The organism is Pseudomonas simiae (assembly GCF_900111895.1).
In the GTDB taxonomy this organism is placed as follows: Bacteria; Pseudomonadota; Gammaproteobacteria; order Pseudomonadales; family Pseudomonadaceae; genus Aquipseudomonas; species Aquipseudomonas simiae.
The window spans coordinates 356,989-377,283 of sequence record NZ_FOKB01000004.1 but is presented as its reverse complement, the minus strand read 5'-3'; the positions used below and the strand labels follow the sequence as shown (position 1 = coordinate 377,283).

Genomic DNA, 20,295 nt, shown 5'->3' with positions numbered 1-20,295 from the left:
ATGCTTTCCAACCCTAATATCGATCTGGTTTCGCGCTTCCTTCGCCTGCCTCTGGAACAGCGCCAGCAGTTTTACCAGCGCCTGCAAAGCCGGGGCATGAGCTTCGCTCAACTGCCGATTGCCTCGATCCGTGAGGACGGCCAGATGCTGCCGTTGTCCTACGCCCAGGAGCGCCAGTGGTTTCTCTGGCAACTGGACCCGGACAGCGCCACTTACCATATTCCCGGCGCACTGCGTTTGCAGGGCCGTCTGGACTTGGCGGCGCTGCAACGCGCGTTCGACAGCCTGCTGGCCCGCCATGAAAGCCTGCGCACACGCCTGGTACAGGACGGCGAGCGCCTGCTGCAAAACGTAGCGCCTGAGGCGCGCATCGAGATACGCCAGGACGTTGCCGACGAACAGCAATTGCTGGCGCGCGTCGAGGCTGAGATAGCCCGGCCTTTCGATTTGCAGGCGGGGCCGCTGTTGCGCGTGAGCTTGCTGCAATTGGCCGAAGACGAGCATGTGCTGGTGATGGTGCAGCACCACATCATTTCCGATGGTTGGTCGATGCAGGTCATGGTCGAGGAACTGGTGCAGTTCTACGCCGCGCACAGCCAAGGCCGGGAGGTGCAACTGCCGGGTTTGCCGATCCACTACGCCGACTACGCGCTGTGGCAGCGCAGCTGGATGGAGGCCGGGGAGAAGGCCCGTCAATTGGCCTACTGGCAGGACCTGCTGGGCGGTGAGCAACCGGTGCTGGAATTACCCCTGGACCATCCGCGCCCGGCGCAGCAAAGCCATTGCGGCGCCAGCTTGCAGGTGCATCTGCCGGCGGACCTGGTGGCCGGTATCAAGCGCCTGGCCCAGCAAGAGGGCGTAACCCCGTTCATGCTGTTGCTGGCCTCGTTCCAGACCCTGCTGTTTCGCTACAGCGGCCAGTCGGACATCCGCATCGGCGTACCGAATGCCAACCGCAACCGCGTGGAAACCGAGCGGCTGATCGGCTTTTTCGTCAACACCCAAGTGCTCAAGGCCGACCTGGACGGGCAGATGAGCTTTGCCGAACTGCTGCAACAGGCCAAGCGCCGCTCCCTGGAAGCCCAGGCGCACCAAGACTTGCCGTTTGAACAACTGGTGGTGGCGCTGCAACCTGAGCGCAGCCTGAGCCACAACCCGCTGTTCCAAGTGATGTTCAACCACCAGACCGACGCCCAGGGCGGACGCGATGGCCAGCAATTACCCGGCCTGCGGGTGGCGCAGCTGGATTGGGAAAGCCAGACCACGCATTTCGACCTGAGCCTGGACACCCATGAGTCCGCCGACGGCCTCTGGGCGGCGTTGACCTATGCCACCGACCTGTTCGAAAGCGCAACCATCGAACGCTTGGCGCAGCATTGGCAGAACCTGCTCCAGGCGGCAGTGAGCGCACCTCGCAGCCGTCTTTGCGCGCTGTCGATGCTCGATGCACCCGAACAACAGCGGATGCTCAAGGACTGGAATGCCCCCGCCACCGTCGCCGCACCGCATGCCGTGCACCAGTTGTTCGAGGCGCAGGCCCGCGAACATCCGGCGCGCCAGGCACTGGCCTTGGATAAGCAAACCCTCAGCTACGGTGAACTGAACCGCCAGGCCAATCGCCTGGCGCACTACCTGATCGCCCAAGGCGTAGGCCCGGAAGTGCTGGTGGGGATCGCGGTCGAGCGCTCCTTTACCATGGTGGTCAGCCTGTTGGCGGTGCTCAAGGCGGGTGGTGCCTACGTGCCGCTTGACCCTGAATACCCGCGTGAACGCCTGGTGCATATGCTCGATGACAGCGGTGTGCGCCTGGTGTTGACCCAATCCCACCTGCGCGATCGCTTGCCATTGCCGGCCGATCTGACGGCGCTGGACATCGACCTGGCCGACGCGCAGCTGGCGCAGTGTGCCGAGCACAACCCGCCTCCCGCGTTCGAGCCCCGCTGCCTGGCGTATGTCATCTACACCTCCGGCTCCACCGGCAAGCCAAAAGGCGTTGCCATCAGCCATGCGGCATTGAGCGAATTCGCCGGTATCGCGGCCGAGTATTCGCGCCTGGTCGCGGACGACCGCGTACTGCAGTTCGCGACCCTTAACTTCGATGGCTTTGTCGAGCAGCTGTACCCGGCCCTGACCTTGGGCGCGACGGTCGTGTTGCGCGGGTCGCAGTTGTGGGACGGCGCGGACCTGTACCGACAGATTATCGACCAAGGCATCACCCTGGCCGACTTGCCCACGGCCTATTGGAAACTGTTCCTGCAGGATTGCCTGGCAGCGGGGCCACGGCCCTATGGCGCATTGCGCCAGGTGCATATCGGCGGCGAAGCGATGCCGCTGGATGGCCCGGTGCTGTGGCGACGCGCGGGGTTGGGGCATGTACGCCTGCTCAATACCTACGGGCCGACCGAGGCCACGGTGGTGTCCAGTGTGCTCGATTGCAGCGATGACAACGCCGTGATGGGTGCGACGGCCAGCCCGATTGGCCGCGCGTTGCCGGGGCGCGGCCTGTATGTGCTGGACCCTGACCTTAACCTGTTGCCGGTGGGCGCCGTGGGTGAGCTGTACATTGCCAGTGCCAGTGGCCTGGCCCGTGATTACCTGCAACGCCCGAGCCTGACTGCCGAACGTTTTGTCGCCGACCCGTTCAGCACCCTGGGCGAGCGTCTTTACCGCACCGGTGACCTGGCGCGTTATCGCGCTGACGGGGTGATCGAATATGTCGGTCGCGTCGACCATCAGGTCAAAATCCGAGGGTTCCGTATCGAGTTGGGTGAGATCGAAGCGCTGCTGTTGGCCCAGGAGGCGGTGCGCGAAGCCTTCCTGCTGGCCGCCGACAACCAGTTGGTGGCCTACCTCGTACCGGCCCAGCCGTTGTCCGCGGCGGAACAGGCTGCGGCGGGCGAAACGCTCAAGGCCACCTTGCGTGAGCAACTGCCCGATTACATGGTGCCTGCGCACCTGATCTTCCTCGACCGCATGCCGTTGAACCCCAACGGCAAGCTTGACCGCCAAGCGCTGCCCAAACCCGATGGCAGCGCGGTGCAACAGGCCTGGCAGGCACCGGTTACGCCACGGCAACAGCAGGTTGCGGCGATCTGGGCCGATATTCTTGGCGTCGAGCGTGTGGGCCTGACCCATCACTTCTTCGAGCTGGGCGGGCATTCACTGCTGGCCATGCAAGTGGTCTCGCGCATTCGTCAGGCATTGAAGCTCGAAGTGCCGCTCAAGCTGCTGTTCGAACAGCCGCGCCTGGAGGGGTTTGTCGCCGCACTGGCAACCCAGGACCCAGACGCACCGACCGCGCCCGCGCTGTTGCCGGTAGGGCGGGACCAGCCGTTGCCGCTGTCCTACGCCCAGGAGCGCCAGTGGTTTTTGTGGCAACTGGAGCCACAAAGCGCCGCGTACCACATCCCCAGCGCCTTGCGTTTGAAAGGGCAGCTTGACTTGGGCGCACTGCAACGCAGTTTCGATACCTTGCTGGCACGGCATGAAAGCCTGCGCACCCATTTGCGCCAGGAGCGCGACCGCACGGTTCAGATAATTTCGCCGCAGGTGTCGTTGCAGATAGCGCACGCCGAGGTGCATGAAGCGCAGCTCAAGGCGCGGGTCGAGGCCGAAATCGCCCAACCCTTCAATCTGGAACAAGGACCTTTGCTGCGGGTTTCCTTGCTGCGCATCGCCGCTGATGAACATGTACTGGTCTTGGTGCAGCATCACATCGTGTCCGATGGCTGGTCGATGCAACTGATGGTTGAAGAGCTGGTGCAACTGTATGCGGCCTACAGCCAGGGGCAGGTGTTGCAATGGCCGGCGCTGCCGATTCAGTACGCTGACTACGCCGTATGGCAGCGCAGCTGGATGGAGGCGGGCGAGAAGGCCCGTCAACTGGCGTATTGGCGCGAGATGCTCGGCGGTGAGCAGAGCGTGTTGGCGTTGCCGTTCGACCACCCGCGTCCGGCGGTGCAAAGCCATCGTGGCGCGCGCCTGGCATTCGAACTGCCCGGCGCGTTGACCCAAGGCCTCAAGGCCCTGGCCAAGCAGCAGGACGTGACCTTGTTCATGCTGCTATTGGCCTCGTTCCAGACCTTGCTGCATCGCTACAGTGGCCAGGAAGAGATCCGTGTCGGGGTACCGATCGCCAACCGCAATCGCAGCGAGACCGAGCGTCTGATCGGCTTCTTCGTCAACACCCAGGTGCTCAAGGCCGATCTCCACGGGCAGATGAGCGTCGAGCAACTGCTGCAACAGGCCCGGCAACGGGCGCTGGACGCCCAGGCTCACCAGGACCTGCCCTTCGAACAACTGGTGGAAGCGCTGCAACCCGAGCGCAGCCTGAGCCACAACCCGTTGTTCCAAGTGATGTTCAACCACCAGACCGACGTGGGCCAGGCTCAGGTTCAGCAGCAACTGCCGAATCTTTCGGTAGAGGGGTTGGAATGGGAAAGCAAGACGGCGCATTTCGACCTGGACCTGGATATCCAGGAATCCACCGAAGGTATCTGGGCCACGCTCGGCTATGCCCAGGACCTGTTTGAGGCCGGTACCGTGCAACGCATGGCGCGACACTGGCAGAACCTGTTGCAAGGCATGGTTGCCGACCCACGGCAGACTCTCAGCCAATTGAACCTGCTGGACAACACCGAACGGCAGCAGATCCTTCAACGGTGGGACCAGAGCGACGCAGGTTTCTCGGCCAAGCGTCTGGTTCACGAGTTGGTGGCCGACCGCGCCGGGGAAACCCCCGAAGCGGTGGCGGTGAAATTTGGCGAGCAACAGCTGTCTTATGGCGAGCTGGACCGCCAGGCCAATCGCCTGGCCCATGCGTTGATCGCCCGTGGCGTCGGCCCCGAAGTGCGCGTGGCGATTGCCATGCCGCGCAGCGCCGAAATCATGGTGGCGTTCCTGGCAGTGATGAAAGCCGGCGGCGTCTACGTGCCGCTGGACATCGAATACCCGCGTGACCGCCTGCTGTACATGATGCAGGACAGCCGTGCCCGATTGCTGTTGACCCATTCGACGGTGCAACAGCGCTTACCGATTCCAGACGGCCTGGAAGCCCTTGCCGTGGACCAGACGCAAGCCTGGTCCGCTGACGACGACACTGCACCCGAGGTGGCGCTGGACGGCGACAACCTCGCCTACGTGATCTACACCTCCGGCTCCACCGGCATGCCCAAGGGCGTGGCGGTTTCCCACGGCCCGTTGGTGGCGCACATCATTGCCACCGGCGAGCGTTATGAAACGTCGCCGGCCGATTGCGAACTGCACTTCATGTCGTTCGCGTTCGACGGCTCGCACGAAGGCTGGATGCACCCGCTGATCAACGGCGCCAGCGTGCTGATTCGTGATGACAGCCTGTGGCTGCCGGAATACACCTACCAGCAGATGCATCGCCATCACGTGACCATGGCGGTGTTTCCGCCGGTGTACCTGCAGCAGCTGGCCGAACATGCCGAACGCGACGGTAACCCGCCCAAGGTTCGTGTGTACTGCTTCGGCGGTGATGCCGTGGCCCAGGCCAGCTATGACCTGGCTTGGCGCGCACTCAAGCCGACCTACCTGTTCAATGGCTACGGCCCGACGGAAACCGTGGTCACGCCGTTGCTGTGGAAAGCGCGCGAGGGCGATCCCTGCGGTGCCGTCTACGCACCGATCGGCACGCTGTTGGGCAATCGCAGCGGCTACGTGCTGGATGCGCAACTCAACCTGCAACCCATCGGCGTCGCCGGCGAGTTGTACCTGGGCGGTGAGGGCGTGGCTCGGGGTTACCTGGAGCGTCCGGCCCTGACCGCCGAGCGCTTTGTGCCGGACCCGTTCGGCAAGCCCGGCAGCCGTGTATATCGCAGCGGCGACCTGACCCGTGGCCGCCCGGATGGTGTGGTGGATTACCTCGGTCGCGTCGACCATCAAGTGAAAATCCGGGGCTTCCGTATCGAGTTGGGCGAGATCGAAGCCCGCCTGCGCGAGCAGGACAGTGTCGGCGAAACCGTGGTGGTGGCCCAGGAAGGGCCGAGCGGCAAGCAACTTGTTGCCTATGTAGTGCCGCTCGACCCGCTGCTGATCGACGACGCAGTGGCGCAGTCGACCTGCCGCGAAGCCCTGCGCCGCGCCCTGAAAGCCCGCTTGCCGGACTATATGGTGCCCACGCACCTGATGTTCCTTGAGCGCATGCCGCTGACGCCGAACGGCAAGCTTGACCGCAAGGGCCTGCCGCGCCCGGATGTCAGCCAGATGCAGCAGGTGTACGTGGCGCCGCAGAGTGAGCTGGAGCAGAAGATCGCCGCGATCTGGTCCGACGTGCTGCGTCTGCCACGTGTTGGTTTACACGATAACTTCTTCGAATTGGGCGGTGACTCGATCATCTCGATCCAGGTGGTCAGCCGTGCCCGTCAGGCCGGTGTGCGCTTCACGCCCAAGGATCTGTTCCAGCACCAGACGGTCCAAAGCCTGGCGGCCGTGGCCCGCGAAGGCGAGGGCGCGGTGGTGCTGGATCAGTCGGCATTGACCGGTGAGTTGTTGTTGCTGCCCGTCCAGCAGGCGTTTTTCGCCGATGACATCCCCCAGCGTCACCACTGGAACCAGTCGGTGGTGCTACAGCCTCACCAGGCGTTGCAGGCGCCGCTGCTGGTGGCGGCGCTGCAGGCCTTGATCGTGCATCACGACGCCTTGCGCATCGGTTTCGTCCAGGGCGCGGCAGGCTGGAGCGCGGCGTATCGCGGGCCGCAGCAGCATCAGGCCGAGCAGGTCCTGTGGCAGACCACCTTGAATGCGGTCGAAGAGTTGGAGGCCCTGGGTGAGGAAGCCCAGCGCAGCCTCGACCTGAGTGAAGGGCCGCTGCTGCGTGCAGTGCTCGTCGACCTGGCCGACGGCTCCCAGCGCTTGCTGCTGGTGATTCATCACTTGGTGGTGGACGGCGTGTCCTGGCGCATCCTGCTGGAAGACCTGCAAACGGCTTACCGCCAAGTTGCCCAAGGTGCCACGGTCGTGTTGCCCGCCAAGACCAGCGCGATCCGGGCCTGGGCCGAGCGTCTGCAAGCCTATGCACGCAGCGCCGCACTGGCGCAGGAACTGGCCTGGTGGCAGACGCAGTTGCAAGGCAGCCCAACCGGCCTGCCGGGGGCCGATCCACAGGCCAGTTTGAGCAACCGGCATGCGCTGAGCGTGACCACCCATCTGGATCAGGTCTTCACGCGGCGTCTGTTGCAGGACGCCCCCAGTGCTTACCGCACCCAGATCAATGACCTGTTGCTGACCGCACTGGCGCGCGTCGTTGTGCGCTGGACCGGTGACGCGTCGATGTTGATCCGCCTGGAAGGCCATGGCCGTGAAGACCTGTTCGACGAGATCGACCTGACCCGTACCGTCGGCTGGTTCACCAGCCTCTACCCGGTGAAGCTGGTGCCGACCGATTCGCTGGCCGGCTCCCTCAAGCAGATCAAGGAGCAGCTGCGCGCGATTCCCGACAAGGGCCTGGGCTTTGGTGCCCTGCGTTACCTGGGGAATGCCGAGGCTCAACAGGCCCTGAGCGAACTGCCGCGCCCACGCATCACCTTCAACTACCTGGGGCAATTCGACGGCAGTTTTGACGGCGGCGAAGAAGGCTTGTTCGTCCCCTCCGGTGATGGCAGTGGTGCCGAACAGAGTGGCGAGGCCCCGCTGGGCAACTGGTTGGAAATCAACGGCCAGGTCTACGCGGGCGAATTGAAGTTGAACTGGAGCTTCAGCCAGCAGATGTTCGACGAGGCGACGGTACAACGCCTGGCGGATGACTACGCCGCGGAACTCAAGGCGTTGATCGAGCACTGTGGTGTCAACCAGGGTGTCACGCCTTCGGACTTCCCGCTGGCGCGCCTGTCCCAGGCGCAACTGGACAGCTTGCCGGTGACGGTGGCTGACATCGAAGACGTTTACCCGCTGTCGCCGATGCAGCAAGGCATGCTCTTCCAATCGCTGTACGGCGAAGGCTCGGGTGACTACATCAACCAGATGCGCATCGATGTCGAGGGCCTGGATGTACCGCGCTTCCGCCAGGCCTGGCAGGCGGCGGTGGACAGCCATGAGATCCTGCGCAGCGGATTTCTCTGGCAGACCGAGCTTGAGCAGCCGTTGCAGGTGGTCTACAAACAGATGCGCATGCCGTTCGCCGAGCTGGACTGGCAAGGTCGTCCTGACAGCAGTGCGGCACTCGATAGCCTCGCCGAGTCGGCGCGGGCCCAGGGGTTCGTGCTGGAACAGGCGCCGTTGCTGAGCCTGACGGTGGTCCGTACGGGGGCGTCCCGTTATCACTTGATCTACACCAACCACCACATCTTGATGGACGGCTGGAGTGGTTCGCAGTTGTTTGGCGAGGTGCTGCAACATTACGCCGGTGAACCGCTGCGTGCGCCCATCGGGCGTTACCGCGATTACATTGCCTGGCTGCAGGCGCAGGACAAGTCGGTCAGCGAGGCATTCTGGAAAGCGCAACTGCTCAACCTGCAGGAACCGACCCGCTTGGCCCGTGGCCTACAGGCTGCGCAAAGCGAGGCGCTGGCGGTCAACGGCGAGCACCGTCTGAACCTGGACGCCAGCCAGACCGCTCAGCTCAAGGCCTTCGCACAGCGCCATAAAGTCACCCTCAATACGCTGGTGCAAAGCGCCTGGCTGCTGCTGTTGCAGCATCACACCGGACAGGCCACCGTGGCGTTCGGCGCCACCGTGGCAGGCCGTCCGGCGCAATTGCGCGGTATCGAACAACAGGTGGGTCTGTTCATCAACACCTTGCCCGTCGTTGCCACGCCGGATGCACAGATGACGGTCAGCCAGTGGCTGCAGCAGATCCAGGCGCAGAACGTGCGCTTGCGTGAGCAGGAGCATACGCCGCTGTTCGAGATCCAGCGCTGGGCCGGGCTTGGGGGCGAAGCGCTGTTCGACAGCATTCTGGTGTTTGAGAACTACCCGGTCTCCGAAGCGCTGGAGCAGGGCGCACCCTCGGGGCTGACGTTTGGTGCCGTCCACAGCCTGGAGCAAACCCATTACCCGTTGACCGTTTTGCTGGGCATCGGTGACACCTTGGGCGTGGAGTTCAATTACGACCGCCACGCCTTCAGCGCGGCGCATATCGAACAGTTGGCCGAGCACTTCCAGCAGCTGTTGCAGGCATTGGCAGTGGACGGCGCCCAGCGTTTGGCAACGTTGCCTTCGCTGGCCCGTTCCGAGCGTGAAACGGTCCTGCATGCCTGGAACGCCACAGCCGCGGACTACCCGCTGCACCTTGCGGTGCATCAGCTGATCGAAGCCCAGGTGGTGCGCACACCGGACGCACCGGCGCTGGTATTCGCCGGGCAGGTGTTGAGTTACGCCGCGCTTAACCGTCGGGCAAACCGCCTGGCGCATCGCCTGATAGCAGCCGGCGTTGGGCCGGATGTCCTCGTGGGACTGGCGGTTGAGCGTTCGATTGAAATGGTCGTTGGCCTGCTGGCGGTACTCAAGGCCGGTGGCGCTTATGTGCCGCTGGACCCGGAATACCCCCGCGATCGATTGGCCTACATGCTGCAAGACAGCGACGTGAAGCTATTGTTGACCCAGGCGCATTTGCTGGAGCAACTGCCGATTCCAACGGGCTTGCACAGCCTGGTGCTGGAGCAGGGCGATGAGGGGTTGCAGGCCTACGCCGAGCAGAATCCGCTAGTCACCGTCGATGGCGAAAACCTCGCCTATGTGATCTACACCTCGGGCTCCACCGGCCAGCCCAAAGGCGCGGGTAACCGCCATTCGGCGCTGACCAACCGGCTGTGCTGGATGCAGCACGCGTATGGCCTGGAGGGCAGTGATACGGTCTTGCAGAAGACGCCGTTCAGTTTCGACGTGTCGGTGTGGGAGTTCTTCTGGCCGTTGATGACCGGCGCGCGCCTGGTCGTGGCAGCGCCGGGCGACCATCGTGATCCGGCCAGGCTGGTGAGCCTGATCAACGCCGAGCACGTCACGACGTTGCACTTTGTGCCGTCCATGCTCCAGGCCTTCTTGCAGGATGCCGGCGTCGGCGCCTGTCACAGCCTGCAGCGCATTGTGTGCAGCGGTGAAGCGCTGCCGGTGGATGCCCAGCAACAGGTGTTCGCCAAGCTGCCCCATGCCGGTTTGTACAACCTGTATGGGCCGACCGAAGCGGCAATCGACGTGACCCATTGGACCTGCGTCGACGAAGGGCGTGACGCCGTGCCGATTGGTCGGCCGATCGCCAACCTGGGCTGCTACGTATTGGACGGCAACCTGGAACCGGCACCCGTTGGCGTGTTGGGTGAACTTTATCTGGGCGGCGTCGGCCTGGCGCGCGGTTATCACCGTCGGCCGGCGCTGACCGCCGAACGCTTTGTGACCGATCCGTTCGGCAGTGGCAGCCGTTTGTATCGCACCGGAGACCTGGCGCGTTATCGCGACGATGGGATGATCGAGTACGCCGGGCGCATCGATCACCAGGTCAAGCTGCGTGGCTTGCGCATCGAGTTGGGTGAAATCGAGGCCCGCCTGCTGGAGCACGCGTATGTGCGTGAAGCGGCGGTGCTCGCCGTGGACGGCACGCACCTGGTGGGCTACCTGGTGCTGCAGGCGCCGAGCGAGGACTGGAAAGCACAGGTGGCGATGCACCTCGCGGCGCAGTTGCCGGACTACATGGTGCCGGCACAGTGGGTGGTGTTGACACAGATGCCGCTGAGCCCCAATGGCAAGCTGGACCGCAAGGCGTTGCCTAAACCGGAGGCGCAAGGTGCAGGCGCGTATCAGGCCCCGCAAAGCGTCATCGAGCAGCAGGTCGCGGCGATCTGGCGGGATGTCCTGGGTGTCGAGCGCGTAGGGCTGAACGACAACTTCTTCGAGTTGGGCGGTCACTCCTTGCTGGTGCTGATGCTCAAGGAACGTATCCGTAAAGTCAGCGGTGTCGGCTTGTCCGTCAGCCAGTTGATGCTTAACCCGACGGTACGTGGCCAGGTTAACTGCCTGCAGGGCGACGCGCGCAGCTCGTTGATCGTCAAGCTCAACAGCCAGACCGAAGGCACGCCGTTGTTCATGTTCCACCCAAGCTTCGGTTCGGTGCATTGCTACACCGCGATTGCCCTCGCGCTACGGGAGCAGCGTCCGGTGTTCGGGGTGATCTGTCGTGCGCTGGCCGAGGCGGGGGCAGAGGTGCCCGAATGGCAAGCCATGGTCGAGGATTACGCCGAGCAACTTCTGTTGGCCCAGCCCCAAGGCGCCTTCCGCCTGGCAGGCTGGTCGTTGGGTGGCAACCTGGCTATGGAAGTGGCCTACGTGCTGGAGCAAGCGGGACGCGACGTCGAATTTGTCGGCTGGATCGACTCCGCGCCGCCGCAGTGGCTCACGCCCTATTGGCAGGCGGTCGTCACCGAGGATGACCGTGAAATCTCGGCGAACGAGCGGCGTGCGGCCTTGTTGGGCGTGATGTTCCCGGCGTTTGCCGAGCGGATTCAGGCGGCCTGGCAGCAATGTCAGCGCGATGCCCAAGACGAAGCGGGGCAATGGCAAGGGTTTATCGCCTGGGCCGAGCAGACCCTGGGCGAGGCCTTTACCGGTATCAAGGATGAGTTGCTGCGTGGCAACGAGGCGCAGATTTCCTGGGAGGTCGACCGCGCGCTCAGTGAGCGTCTGTCGGCGGCGGACTTCAAGCCGATCAAGGCCCCGGTCAGTTGCTGGTGGGCGTCCATGAGCCGCGCCGGCCAATTCAAGGACCTCATTGAGCAGCACATGGCAAACACCCTTGTTCAGGGGCGGATCGAGCGTTCAGTGGTGGTCGAGACTGATCACGACGGGATCATCGACAGTGCCGAGTTCATCCGTAGCCTGGTGGCCGCCATGGAATAACACCTCAAATGATGAACACTGAACCTGTGGCGAGGGGGCAAGCTCCCTCGCCACAGGGGAGGACGGGGCACAAAAAAGCCCGATGAAAGCAGCGCTTCCATCGGGCTTTCGATTGATCGCCGCAAGGGCGATCAAGGCATCACATCAGAAGTCCCAGCGGGTGCTGAACATCACGTTGCGCGGCTCACCGTAGGCAGCCGAGTTATAGAAGCCCACGTTGGTGTAGTAGGACTTGTCGAAGATGTTATTGAAGTTGACAGTCGCCGAGAGGTTCTTGGTGACCTGGTAGCGGGTCATCAAGTCCACCAGCCAATAGGCCTTCTGGGTGATGTCCTGGTTGGTGTTGAGCGGCGAGTTGTAGATTTCATACCAACCCTTGCTCTGCCAGCGCAGGCCGCCACCAATGGTGAATTGATCCAGGTCGCCCTTGAGCTTGTAGGTGGTGTTCAGGTTGACCTGGTGCTCAGGCTCGAAGGTGGAGATTTTCTTGTCGTTATCGTCACGTACGATCTTGTGGGTGTAGCCGCCCTGAACCTGCCAGCCTGGGCTCAGCTCACCGGAAACTTCAGCTTCATAGCCTTTGGTCACGGCCTTGGAACCCTTGAACGCGTAGTTGTTGGGGGCCGGGGTCTGGTTGTTGTAGGCATCGTCCGAGATAGCGCGGTTGGTCTCATGCACTTCGAAGTAAGCAACGCTGGCGTTCAGGCGGCCATCGAGGAAGTCGCCCTTGAGGCCCAACTCATAGTTTTGCCCTTCATCCGGTTCCAGCAGCTTCTGATTCCGATCTTTGTAGGTGCTTTCCTGGGGTTGGAAAATATCGGTGTAGCTGGCGTACGCCGAAATGTTGTCATTGAGGTCGTAGACCACACCGGCGTAAGGCACGAACCGGCCGGTTTCCTTGTAGGAAGGGTTGATGCCGGTGACGTGGTAGTTGGCGACGCGCCCACCGAGGATTACGTGCAGGTCATCCATCACGTTCAAGCGTGTGGTCATGTAGTAGCCGGTCTGGCGGATGGTGTCGTCGATGTATTGTTGGACAGGGCCGTAGATCGGCTTGGCGATGTGGCCATTCCAGTTATAGAAATCGACTTTATTGCCGCCTGGCCATTCTGGCGACCAGTACCCCTTGCCTTGCCAACGCGACGTGCCGATCGAGCCGCCCACCACCAGTTCATGTTCGCGGCCGAACAGGCTGAAAGGCCCGGTGGCGTAGAGGTCGGCCGAAGTGCTTTTGGTTTCACCGGTGTATTTCTGACCGTTGATCTCGGCGGTGCCATCGGCTGCCGGCTGGACAAACTGGATCGAACCGAGGTCGGCATGGTAGCTGTTGATCTTGTGGTCGAGCTGGAATTTAGTGACCCAGCCGTCACCCATATCATGCTCAAGCATGGCAAAGGCGGTGCGGGTGTTCTGTTCCCAGGAACTCCAGGTGGTGCCGTTGTTATAGGAGCGTGGCATCTTGTTGATGCTGCCGTTGGAGTTGACCAACGGGAACGAACCGGACCAGCTGGAGCCTTTTGGAATGTTGTCCTGATAGTCGAAGCCGACGGTCAACATGGTGTCGGGTGACAGGTCGAACTCGGTAATGCCGTAGTAGGTTTCGGTCTTGCGCGAGTAGTGGTCCATGAAGGACTTTTTGTCCTGGTACGCCGCCACTGCACGGCCCCGGACATTGCCGCTGTCGGTCAACGGGCCGCTCACATCCACTTCGCTGCGATAGTTGTCCCAGGAGCCGGCCCCCAGTTGCACGTGGCCCTTGAACTCCGACGTCGGCTTCTTGCGGATCAAGTTGATGGTCGCGCCCAGGGAGCCGGCGCCGTTGAGCAGGCCGGTGGCACCCTTGAGCACTTCGACGCGGTCATAGATCGCCATGTCGCTCAGGGTGTTCCCCGCCGAGTAGCCGACGTTGCGCACGGTGGACGGAATACCGTCGTACTGGAAGCTGTTGACCGAGAATCCACGCGAGTAATAGTTGGTACGGTCGGTGTCATAGGCCGATACGGTGATGCCAGGCGTGTGGCGCATCACGTCATCGACGTTGTTGAGGCCGAAGTCCTCGATATGTTGGCGGGTAATCACCGTGATCGACTGTGGGGTTTCCCGCGGGGTCAGGGTCAGCCGCGTGGCCGTGGCAATGGTGCCCGGCGTGTAGGAGCCGGAGCCCTCGGTGATGTTGCCCAGCACGTTGCCGGTCACTTGGGTCGGACTCAATTCCAGCCCGGCGGACGCGCCGGCGGCGGTAACGGTCAGCGCGTTGCCACTGAGGCTGTGGGTGGTTGAAGTGCCTGCCAGCAAGGTGTTGATCGCCTGCTGCGGATCCAGTTTGCCTTTGATCGCAGTGCTGTTTTTTCCTGCTACGTCGGTCGGGCTGTACAGCACCTGCAGGTTGGCCTGGCGGCCGAATTCCTGCAGTGCACTCCCCAGTGCCTGTGCTGGAATGTCCAACTCGATCTCCTGTGCCTGCACATAGCCGGCAACCGGCAGCGATACCGCAAGGGCAAGCGCGCTCGGCAGGAGGTTGATGTTCAGGGCCCTGGTTAGCGCTTTGCTCAGTGGGCTGAGACCGAGTCGTGCTGACATGGATGGTTTCTCTTCTGTGTTTTAAGTGGGCAAATTTTAAAGTTTATTGAGGTTGGTTCTCATTACCACTAGTGAGACGTTTCTACTTCGGAAAACCGGAAAAGAAAATTTCATGCAGGCTCCATCTCGTGCACCACCTGGCCGGCGCGCAGCCGTACGAGCTGATCGGCGATGTCGAAATAACGGTCGTCATGGCTGATCACGATGATGGTTTTGCCCAGGCGCTTGAGGTCCGGCAGCAGTTCGGTATAGAAAATTCGACGGAAGGCCGGGTCCTGGTCGGCGGCCCATTCGTCGAACACCAGCACTGGGCGTTCTTCCAGCCATGCGTTGACCAGTGCCAGGCGCTTGCGCTGGCCGGTGGACAGGTCGGTGGTGCTGAATACGCCGTCCTTGACGCTGACCTTGTGCGCGATCTCCAGGCGTTCCAGGTATTTAGTCGCGCTGTCCAGTGACTGGGTGGCGCTGCCCTGGACGAGGTCGTCGAACAGGTAATAGTCGGCGAATACCGTGGTGAACAATTGGCGATAGTCATCGCGCTCGGGGTCGGTCACGGCCTCGCCGTTGAGCAGGATTTCGCCGGACTGCGGCGGGTAGAGCCCCAGCAGCAATTTGATCAGCGTGGTCTTGCCACTGCCGTTTTCGCCGACGATAAACACGATGTCGCCCTGGGCAATGCTCAGGTTGATCGGCCCCAGGTGAAACGGCTCGCTGCCTTCCACGGCCGGTGGGCTGTAGCTCACGTTGCGCAGTTCCAGGCTGTTGACGATCGGTGTCGGCGCCTCGCTGTCATCCATCAGCAGGTGCGGTTCCGGAGAGGAGAAGCGCTCCGACAACTCGCTGATACGCCCAAAGGCAATCTTCGCCTTGCCCACCACGGGCAGGTAACCCAGCAGGTGTTCCAGCGGGCCTTTCATGTACAACAGCACCAGCACGAAGCCGGTGATCACGGTCGGGTCCGGGTTCGGGTTATAGGCCTGCATCGCCAGGGCCAGGCCGATGACGACGAAGAACAGCATCGAGCCGAAGGTCTTGGCGAGGATATAGATGTTGACCGAACGCACCTGAATATCGCTGATGCGGTCCGCCGTTTCCTGGATACGGTGGGTGTTCATGCGAAAGCGTCGTGGCCGATGCATGCGCAGTTCCTTGGCGCCGGACGCGATGGCGTTGTAATAACGCTGCAATTCGTCTTCATGGCTGCGTGCCAAGTCAAAGCCTTGGATACCTTTGCCGCCGGCGATGAACTGCACGGCGCTGCCAATCACGATGGCGACGACCATCATCAGGAACATCGGTACCGACAGGTACGCCAGGTAGCCCAGGCAGCCCAGCGTCACCGTGGCGGCAATGGCCAAGGGCGTGAACGCGAAGGAGAAGTCGCTGATGGTGTCGACATCGTGGGTCAGCACCGGGATCAGTCGATGGGAGCGGTAGCGCTCGATTTGCCCGATGGGCGCCGACAGCACTTTTTCCCCCAGGTCTTTGCGCAGGGCGGCAATGATCCGTTGGCCGACGTAGTTGGTGCCGATGTCGGAAATGATCGAGCTGACCAGGGCCAGCACGCACAAGGCTGCAAAGGTCAGGATCACGCCCTGGGTCATGCCTTGTGGGGAGTGCAGGGCATTGTTGATCGTCGCCAGCAGCAACGTGATGGCCAGGCCGCCGGCCATGCCCAGGGCGACGGAGACGGTCACGATGGTGCGAAAGGGCCTGAGCAATGCGAGCAGACCGTTGAAGGCGCCGCGCTTGGGGTCGGTCATAAATACTTCCCGGAAAGTGAAAAAGAGGGGGCTGGGCACACAGACCCTTACCCATGACAAACGAAGTGTCGGCGCGACTATTTAGCTCGGTGTGCCGGGCGGTGGCCGGGGTGGATAAATTGCGCGTGGGCTGGTTCGTTCTTGTGGTGTAGGCGCACGCGTATTGGCGCGTGCCTGATCTATCCAGCGAGAGCGAGACGATGACGAAAAAGAATCTGGTGTACGTGTGGTCCCTGCGCAATGCCGCGGCCGACAAGGCCGGGCAGCCGGTGGCGTACAAGGACCATGAGCGCTACATGATGTCGGTGCTGGAATCCCTGGTGGGGGCGCTGAACGACACGCCGCTGGGCGAGGCCTACAACCTGGTGGGCGTGGTGTATGACGATGACGAGCAGAACCCACGGGACCAGCAATTGGTCAGCGACTACGGTTTTGCCTACCAGCCGGGTCGCCAGTGGCTGTATCCCGCCGACCTGCGCGTGCAGGGGCGCCTGGTCAATGATCTGTTGCTGAGTGTGCCGTCGACCTATCGGCGCCTGCCTCGGGGCAGCGCGGAACATATCGCCGGCAAGCAGGATTTCGAACGCCGCCTGCATGACACGCTGGTGGAGTTGAAGGCCGATATCGTGGTGCTGGACGGCCTGCTGGTGATTCTGGACGAGCTGGTGCGCCCCGGTGCGCCGTTTGCCCGTCGCATCATGAACATCCACCCAGGTATCACCCGCATCGAATCGCCGTACGAGCGCCGTGGTGCTTATGCGACCTGGAATGCCCTGTACGGCGCGCGTGGGCTGACGGTCACGGATTGGGCGACCAAGGCCACGACGCCCTCGGCGCCGCTGTACCTCACCGGCGCGTCGTTCCACTACGTGGACAACGGCATCGACTCGGGCGAAGTGTTCCACGACGTGCTCAAGACCGAGATCTCGCCGGAGGACACCATCCTTGAGTTGCGTTGGAACAACTTCAATAACAGCCTGTTCCCGGCGTTGCATGAAGGGTTGGCGTTGTTGGCGCAGCAGGGAATCTAAAGCGGGCACAGTTAAAAATGTGGGAGGGGGGCTTGCTCCCGTGGCGGCCTGACAGCCGAGCGCCATCTAACGGTTAAGCTGCGATCCAAATGTGGGAGGGGGCTTGCCCCCGATAGCGGTGTGTCAGTCGATTCATCAGGTGACTGATTCAGCGCCATCGAGGCCTCGGCATCTACACAATTCTGGGTATGGCGCTGGACCTGTGGCGAGGGAGCTTGCTCCCGTGGCGGCCTGACAGCCGAGCGCCATCTAACGGTTAGGCTGCGATCCAAATGTGGGAGGGGGCTTGCCCCCGATAGCGGTGTGTCAGTCAATTCATCAGGTGACTGATTCAGCGCCATCGAGGCCTCGGCATCTACACAATTCTGGGTATGGCGCTGGACCTGTGGCGAGGGAGCTTGCTCCCGTGGCGGCCTGACCGCTGGCCTGGATGTTGGATCAGACTGGGTACATATCCGTTATTTGGGTAACGGCCGCTATGGGTTCCGCCCTTACGGCGGGTCACTTTTGGAAAGGCCCAAAAGTAACCAAAAGGCCTTCGCCCCAACACTCGGCACCTCGCCTAGGCTCGGTGTGCCCGTAATCCGACAGGTATTTGGGGGGCCGCCGCTACGCGCCATCCATGGCGCGGGGCGGCTAAACCGGCATCCCTGCCGGTTTACCCCCCAAATCCCTGTCGAATTCCGGCCAGCGTGTTTGACGGGGCGCCTGAGATCAAAAGCGAGATCAAGAGCGGCTCGCTTCGCATCGTGGTTACCTGGGTTACCTGGGTTGCCTTGGTCGCCGGGGTTGCTACAGCGTTGTGTAGAGACTTATGCCGCCGAGGGCGGTAGGTCAGGTACTGATACTCTGACGGGTACACCACCATCGGGTAAGTCCCCTCCCTCATTTGATCTTCTGCGTTATTACAGGTCGCGCACGACCCTGAAGCCAATCCAATCCCCCCGCGTCTGCGGGTAGATGTTGTTGCGGTTGCCGGAGCGCGAGAACACCGGCGCTTCTCCCCAGTCATTGCCGCGAATCATGTAGCCCTCGCAGTTTGGCTCCATCCACGCGCTGCCGTCGGTAGGCGCGCCGATATAGTTGGAGTGCTCGCAGTCGGCCACTCGCTCGTAGACGTTGCCATGCATGTCGTACATGCCAAACGCATTCGGCGGGTAGCTGCCGACGGGCGACGAGTAGCTGTACCCATCGGCCGGGCCATAGGTGTTGGCGTGCTTGGCGATGCTGTAGTCCTTGCCCTCGTCGAACGGGAAGGGGAATGGTCCGGTAGAACCGGCGCGCGCAGCGTATTCACGTTGGGCTTCGCTGACCATGTGGTACTGCTGGCCGGTTTTTTTCGACAGCCAGGCCACGTACTGCTTGATGTCGTCCATGTCCATGCACACCGCCGGCTGGCGTGGGCCCTGGGGGTAGCGCGGCTTGCTGGCAATGCATTCGCGGCCGGGGCGGGTGTCACCGTCGGCGATCTTCACCCCGGTCTGGCGGATGTAGCTGTCCCATTCGCCGGCGGTGATGTGAAAGCGGCTCATGGCGAACGGTTTGGCGAAGGTCACGTCGTGCATCGGGCCTTCATCCGGCTCGCGGCCGACTTCATCGTCCGGCGTACCCATGGTGAAGGTGCCGGCGGGCAGCACCACCATTTCCGGACAGTCCTTGCAGTCCTTGAACACTTTGCCGGGTTGCGGCGCGGCGGCCTGGGCCAGGTTGGGCAGCAAGGCGCTGCACAGGGCGGAAAGCGCCAGGGCTGTGAGCGGTTTGTTCATGTGGGCCTCTCATTCAAAGGGGAAAAGGTGGGTGTCACGCCCGCTGGCTCAGCAAGGTCATGAAGCGCTGGACCTCGGCGGAGGAATTGAGCAGGCCGGGGGCGGTTCGGATCACCGGGCCGACATCGCGGTCCACGGCGTCGATCACCACGCGGTTTTTCATCATGTAGGCCGCCACGGCATCACTGTCCTGGCCGTTGACGCGGAAGAAGGTGAAACCGGCCGACAGTTCAGGGCTGTGGGGGGTGACCAGTTCGATCTTTGGGTGTGCCAGCAACTGGTCTTTCAGTTCGGTGTTGAGTGCATGAATCCGCGCCTGCACCTGCGCCTTGCCCAGTTGCAGATGCAGCTTGAAGGCTTCGTCCGCCGCCCAGCGATGCTCGAAGGCGTGGTAGCCGCCCGGGGTCATGACGGTGGCGAAGTCCTTGTCTTCGGAGAAGGTTGGCACCATCGGGGTCACGTCGTTGTTTTGCGGGTCGCGGGCGCAGACCAGGCCCGTGCCGCGTGGGCCGAACATCCACTTGTGGGTACCCGCGATGAAAAAGTCGCAATGCATATCCGGGAAGTCGAGGTTTTCTACGCCGAAACCGTGCACGCCATCCACCACGTAAAGGATACGGTCCTTGTCGTCACGGTTGCGGTTGTGTTCTTCGACCAGCTTGCCGATCTCGCCAATGGGCAGCTTCACGCCGCTGCCGGACTGCACCCAGGTCATGCCGAGGACGCGGGTGTTGGGACGGATATTGCGCTGGATGTTGCCCAGCACCTCGTCGGCAGACACGCGGTTGGCGCTGTCGAACAGGCGAATCTTGCGGACCTGGGTCTGCTCCTTGCGCACGCGGAAGTCCAGGCTGTACTCGGTGGCGTAGTGTTCGTGGACGGTGGTGAGGATTTCCTGGTCAGGTCGCACCTTGATCCCACCGTAAATCATCGCCAGCCCTTCGGACGTGCTGCCGGTGAGGGCGATCTGCGGCGGGGTGGCCTTCAGGTAGCGTCCCGCCCACTCGCGCACCTGACCTTCGCGCTTCCAGGTTTCCTGCAGGTCCCAGTCCATGGCCAGCCCTGGGTTGCGGTCGATCTGTGCGCGGTAACGCTCGATAGCCTCGCGCACCGGCTTGGGGTGGGTAGCCACCAGGAAATTGGAAAAGTGCAGGTAATCCGGGTCCTGGTTGAACAGTTGCTTGAGCCCCGTCCATGGGTCATCGGTTGCAGGGGCGGCAAGGGCCTGCGGAAGCAGGGCGGCGCCCAGTGGCAGGCTGGCGGCAAATACACCAGCCTGCTTGAGAAAGGTACGGCGGTCGGTCATGG

Annotated in this window: 6 protein-coding genes; 2 read left to right on the top strand and 4 right to left on the bottom strand. The window is 62.6% G+C overall.

What is annotated here, in order from left to right:
- Complete coding sequence (locus tag BMZ57_RS15215; RefSeq protein WP_069672671.1) at positions 1–11,847, top strand: non-ribosomal peptide synthetase; 11,847 nt, start codon at positions 1–3, stop codon at positions 11,845–11,847.
- A 144-nt stretch (positions 11,848–11,991) separates the two neighbouring features.
- Here BMZ57_RS15215 and BMZ57_RS15210 read toward each other — a convergent pair whose 3' ends face one another.
- Positions 11,992–14,427 (bottom strand): TonB-dependent siderophore receptor, encoded by a 2,436-nt coding sequence (locus BMZ57_RS15210; protein ID WP_042572041.1) that lies wholly within the window; start codon positions 14,425–14,427, stop codon positions 11,992–11,994.
- Between the two features lie 110 nt (positions 14,428–14,537).
- Complete coding sequence (locus BMZ57_RS15205; protein WP_044287024.1) at positions 14,538–16,190, bottom strand: cyclic peptide export ABC transporter; 1,653 nt, start codon at positions 16,188–16,190, stop codon at positions 14,538–14,540.
- Positions 16,191–16,390: 200 nt separating this feature from the next.
- Between BMZ57_RS15205 and BMZ57_RS15200 the strand changes: the two genes are divergently transcribed.
- Positions 16,391–17,221, top strand: coding sequence for a formyl transferase (locus tag BMZ57_RS15200; RefSeq protein ID WP_031291047.1), 831 nt, complete (start codon positions 16,391–16,393; stop codon positions 17,219–17,221).
- 905 nt (positions 17,222–18,126) lie between these two features.
- On the opposite strand, the gene pvdO is transcribed toward BMZ57_RS15200, so the two are convergent.
- Together pvdO and pvdN are read right to left on the bottom strand one after the other, a co-directional pair.
- Positions 18,127–18,987, bottom strand: a complete 861-nt coding sequence (pvdO, locus tag BMZ57_RS15190) for a dihydropyoverdine dehydrogenase (protein WP_010211056.1) — start codon at positions 18,985–18,987, stop codon at positions 18,127–18,129.
- Positions 18,988–19,021: 34 nt separating this feature from the next.
- Entirely contained in the window at positions 19,022–20,293 is a 1,272-nt protein-coding gene (pvdN, locus tag BMZ57_RS15185) for a pyoverdine-tailoring periplasmic protein PvdN (RefSeq protein ID WP_010211054.1), read from the bottom strand.
- Positions 20,294–20,295: the final 2 nt, after the last annotated feature.